Origin of the sequence: Streptomyces sp. RP5T, from assembly GCF_003933965.1 — a bacterium.
Taxonomy (GTDB): domain Bacteria; phylum Actinomycetota; class Actinomycetes; order Streptomycetales; family Streptomycetaceae; genus Streptomyces.
The window spans coordinates 1-4,060 of sequence record NZ_RSAJ01000696.1; the positions used below are offsets into that span (position 1 = coordinate 1).

Sequence of the window (4,060 nt, forward strand, 5' to 3'; positions counted from 1 at the left end):
GTGGGGGTTGGCGGGCGGTCAGGCCGTGATCGTCTCGCCCGGGAGAGCCAGGTCCAGGGCGATCGTGCGGTCGTCGCCCGTGTGGGTCGCCGAGGAGGCCAGGGGGCCGTGGCCGGTGGCGCGGGCTGCGAGGACGTAGGCGCCCTGGGCGGGCACGGCGAGGACGTACGCACCGTCGGCGTCGGAGAGCGTCGCGCCCGCCTGGCGTCCCCGTCGGTCGATCAGCGTCACCTTGGCCCGGGCCACCGGGGCGCCGGTCGCGTCCAGGACGCGGCCCCGGAATCCGCGCAGGGCCTCCTCGGCCCGTTCCAGGTTCGCCTCCTCCTCACTGCTCGCCCGCAGCTGCGGCGCACGGTTCGGCTTCGGCAGGAACAGCGCCATCAGCAGTCCGACGGCCACCGCGCCCGTCGCGATCAGGAACGACACCCGGAAACCGTGCATCGTCGGAATCGCGACGCCCCCGACGTTGTCCGCCGTGTTCGCCAGCACCATCCCGATCACGGCGCTCGACACGGACGTACCGATGGAACGCATCAGCGTGTTGAGGCCGTTCGCCGCGCCCGTCTCCGACGCCGGGACCGCCCCGACGATCAGCGCCGGAAGAGAGGAGTACGCGAGACCGATGCCCGCGCCCAGCACCACCGCGATGACCAGGCTCTGCCAGGCCGCGCTCATGAGGCCGAGGCCGGCGCCGTAGCCGATCGCGATGATCAGCATGCCGAGGATCAGGGTGAACTTGGGGCCGTACTTCGCGGAGAGGCGGGCGTAGACCGGTGCCGTGACCATCATCGTCAGGCCCAGCGGGGCGACCAGGAGACCCGCGACGACCATCGACTGGCCGAGGCCGTAGCCGGTCGCCTTCGGGAGCTGGAGGAGCTGGGGCAGGACGAGCGAGACGACGTAGAAGGAGACACCCACCATGATCGACGCCAGGTTGGTGAAGAGGACGGCCGGTCGGGCCGTGGTGCGCAGGTCGACCAGCGGGGCCTTCACCCGCAGCTCCATGACGCCCCACAGGACGAGGACGACCGCGGAGGCGGCGAACAGGCCGAGCGTGGTGCCGGAGGTCCAGCCCCAGTCGCTGCCCTTGGTGATGGGGAGCAGGAAGAGGACCAGGCCGGTGGAGAGGCCGAGCGCGCCCAGGACGTCGAAGGTGCCCTCGGCGCGCGCCGGGGACTCCGGTACGACGAGGAGGGTGAGGGCGATCGAGAGGACGCCGAGGCCGGCCGCGCCGTAGAAGAGCGCGTGCCAGTCGGCGTGCTGGGCGATCAGCGCGGCGAGGGGGAGGGCGAGTCCGCCGCCCACGCCGATGGAGGAGCTCATCAGGGCCATGGCCGAGCCGAGCTTCTCGCGGGGCAGCATGTCGCGCATCAGGCCGATGCCGAGCGGGATCGCGCCCATGGCGAAGCCCTGGAGGGTGCGGCCGGCGATCATCGTGAGCAGGTCGCTGGTGAGCGCGCTGACCAGGGCGCCCACGACCATCACCGCGAGGCTGAGGATCAGCAGGCGGCGCTTGCCGTACAGGTCGCCGAGGCGGCCCATGATCGGGGTGGCGACGGCGCCCGAGAGCAGGGTGGACGTCAGGACCCAGGTGGCGTTGCTGGGGGCGGTGTCCAGCAGTTGCGGCAGGTCCTTGATGACCGGGACGAGCAGGGTCTGCATCACCGCGACCACGATGCCCGCGAAGGCGAGCACCGGGACGACAGCGCCGGACGCTCTCCGGGTGGGCTGGTCGGTCGGCGTGTGCGTCATGTGAGGGAGGCCTCCGGGCCTGGAAGATCGGTTACGTGTGGCTTGAACTACGTATGCATGGGCAACTATTCCGATGCTTCGGCGTACTAACGATTTCTTTATATTCTCTTGGGGAAGTCGGAGCGGGTTGAGACCATGACCGTCATGCTCGATGCCGCTGACGCCACCCGCAGACCCTCGCGTGTCCGCCCCGCGCCCCCCGCCTGGCTGGTGGTGGCGCTGGCGTGCGCGGGCCAGTTCCTGGTCGTCCTCGACGTGTCCGTCGTCAACGTGGCGCTGCCGTCCATCCGCGCCGACCTCGGCATGAGCGGGTCCGGCCTGCAGTGGGTGGTGAACGCCTACTCGATCGCCTTCGCCGGCTTCATGCTCCTCGGCGGCCGGGCCGGCGACCTCTACGGCCGCAAGCGGATGTTCCTCGTCGGCCTCGGGCTGTTCACGCTGGCCTCGCTGGCCGGCGGCCTGGCCCAGCAGGGCGGCGAACTGCTGCTCGCCCGGGCCGCGCAGGGTCTCGGCGCGGCGGTGCTGGCCCCGGCGACCCTGACGATCGTCACCTCGGCCGTCCCCGAGGGGGCCGCCCGGGCCCGGGCCATCGCCACCTGGACGGCCGTCGGAGCGGGCGGCGGCGCGGCCGGCGGCTTCTTCGGCGGGCTCCTCGTCGACACCCTGTCCTGGCGCTGGGTGCTGCTGATCAACGTGCCGGTCGGCGCGGTGGTCCTGCTGGGCTCGCTGCTGTGGCTGACCGAGAGCCGCGCCGGGGACGGGCGGCGCCTGGACCTGCCCGGAGCGCTGCTGGTCACCGGGGGACTGGCGGTGCTGGCGTACGGCATCTCGCAGACCGAGGCCGCGGGGTGGACGGCGGCCGCCACCCTGGTCCCGCTGGCCGTCGGGCTCGCGCTGGTGGGCGGCTTCCTCGTCGTCGAGTCGCGTACGACGGCCCCGCTGATGCCGCTCGGACTGCTCAGGGTGCGGGCGGTGGCCTCGGCGAACGCGGCGATGTTCCTGAGCGGCTCGGCCCTGTTCTGCACGTGGTACTTCATCACCCTGTACGCCCAGAACGTCCTCGGGTACACCCCGCTCGAAGCCGGGCTCTCCATGCTGCCGAGCTCCCTGGCGATCGTGCTCGGCTCCAAGCTCGCGCCCCGACTCATGCACCGGCTCGGAGCGCGCCGGGTGGCGGCCCTCGGGACGTTCGTCGCGCTGACCGGTTACGCCTGGCAGTCGACGATGACCTCGGACGGCGGCTACCTCGCCTCGATCATGGGGCCCGGCGTCCTGATGATGCTGGGCGCGGGCCTCGCCTCCACCCCGCTCGCCGCCCTGGCCACCTCGGGTGCGGCGCCGGGGGAGGCCGGGCTGGTGTCGGGGCTGGTCAACACCTCGCGAACGATGGGCGGTTCACTGGGACTTGCGGTGCTGTCCACGCTGGCCGCCGCCCGGACGGGGAGCGGGACGTCGGCGCAGGAGCTGACCGAGGGGTACGCGCTGGCGTTCCGGGTGGGCACGGGAGTGCTGCTCTGCGGACTCGTGCTGATGCTGGTGTGGCTGCCGCGGAGAATTCCGGTGACGTGAGGCAACGGTCCGGGCTGCCACGCAAGGGCGGCGGGGCTCACAGCCACCCCTGCTGCCGGGCCGCCCGTACCGCCTCCATCCGATTGCGGGTGCCGGTCTTGCCGATGGCGGCGGAGAGGTAGTTGCGGACGGTGGACTCGGAGAGGTGGAGTCCGCCGGCGATGTCGGCCACCGTCGCACCGTCCGTGGACGCCCTGAGGACCTCCTGCTCGCGGGCGGTGAGCGGGTTCGGGCCGGCGCTGAGGGCGGCCGCGGCGAGGGCGGGGTCGATCACGGTCTCGCCGGTCAGCACCCGGCGGATCGCGGCGGCCAACTCCTCGACGGGGCCGTCCTTGACGAGGAAACCCGCTGCACCGGCCTCCATGGCCCGGCGCAGGTATCCAGGTCGTCCGAAGGTGGTCAGGATCAGCACCCGGCAGTCCGGCGCCTGGTCGCGCAGCTCGGCGGCGGCGTCCAGACCGCTCATCCCCGGCAGCTCGATGTCGAGGAGTGCCACGTCGGGGCGGTGCATGAGCGCCGCGTCCACGATCGCGTCCCCCGCCGCGACCTGGGCCACGACCTGGATGTCCGGCTCCATCCCGAGCAACAGCGCGAGCGCGCCCCGCATCATCCCCTGATCCTCGGCGAGCAACACGCGGATCGACTTGGCGGGCCGGTGATCCCGGGGCATCTCGTTCACGGCCCAAGAGTAGGGGGCGGGGCGCGCTCGCGCTGTTGCTCGGGATGGAGCCGGACATCC

Annotated in this window: 3 protein-coding genes; 1 reads left to right on the forward strand and 2 read right to left on the reverse strand. The window is 72.4% G+C overall.

Annotation, left to right across the window (positions count from 1 at the left end; genetic code table 11):
- Positions 1 to 18 precede the first annotated feature (18 nt).
- On the reverse strand, positions 19 to 1,752 hold the full coding sequence (locus EHS43_RS39375) for an MFS transporter (RefSeq protein WP_125195370.1): 1,734 nt from the start codon (positions 1,750 to 1,752) through the stop codon (positions 19 to 21).
- A gap of 144 nt (positions 1,753 to 1,896) precedes the next feature.
- Here EHS43_RS39375 and EHS43_RS39380 point away from each other — a divergent pair, with 144 nt between their 5' ends.
- The gene (locus EHS43_RS39380) at positions 1,897 to 3,321 is read left to right on the forward strand and encodes an MFS transporter (RefSeq protein WP_125195371.1); all 1,425 of its coding nucleotides are present in this window, start codon (positions 1,897 to 1,899) and stop codon (positions 3,319 to 3,321) included.
- A gap of 37 nt (positions 3,322 to 3,358) precedes the next feature.
- Here EHS43_RS39380 and EHS43_RS39385 read toward each other — a convergent pair whose 3' ends face one another.
- Positions 3,359 to 3,991, reverse strand: a complete 633-nt coding sequence (locus EHS43_RS39385; protein ID WP_125195372.1) for a response regulator transcription factor — start codon at positions 3,989 to 3,991, stop codon at positions 3,359 to 3,361.
- Between the last annotated feature and the right edge of the window lie 69 nt (positions 3,992 to 4,060).

Coding starts and splice junctions, on each gene's coding strand:
- EHS43_RS39375 (WP_125195370.1), bottom strand. CDS start 1,752: ATGACGCACACGCCGACCGACCAGCCCACCCGGAGAGCGTCCGGCGCT.
- EHS43_RS39380 (WP_125195371.1), top strand. CDS start 1,897: ATGCTCGATGCCGCTGACGCCACCCGCAGACCCTCGCGTGTCCGCCCC.
- EHS43_RS39385 (WP_125195372.1), bottom strand. CDS start 3,991: ATGCCCCGGGATCACCGGCCCGCCAAGTCGATCCGCGTGTTGCTCGCC.